Here is a 221-nt window from a genome sequence, read left to right as displayed (position 1 = left end):
CCCCGCAACTGGGATCTCGAGATCGCCACCGCCGACACGGTCGACGAGCTCAAGGGCGTATGGTCCGACGCGCGCACAGCCCGCGCTCGCACCGCGGCTCGCGAGGTCGCCTACAACGCGCGCCTCGCCGAGCTGACCTCCGCCGGCGTCGTCGTCCCGCAGGACGCGTGGGCACCGCACGACCCCGCGCCCGCCGCGCCGACACCGCACCCGCCCACCGT

General features: G+C 76.0%; 1 protein-coding gene. It reads left to right on the top strand.

All coding sequences use genetic code 11. From position 1 onward, the window contains the following. A partial coding sequence (locus tag LL239_RS17650) for a hypothetical protein (RefSeq protein ID WP_228164627.1) occupies window positions 1-221 on the top strand: 221 nt, incomplete at both ends.

It is taken from the genome of Microbacterium testaceum (genome assembly GCF_020781835.1).
Lineage (GTDB): Bacteria > Actinomycetota > Actinomycetes > Actinomycetales > Microbacteriaceae > Microbacterium > Microbacterium testaceum_H.
Note: the sequence above shows the minus strand (reverse complement) of the source record. Positions and strands in the feature narration are given on the sequence as shown.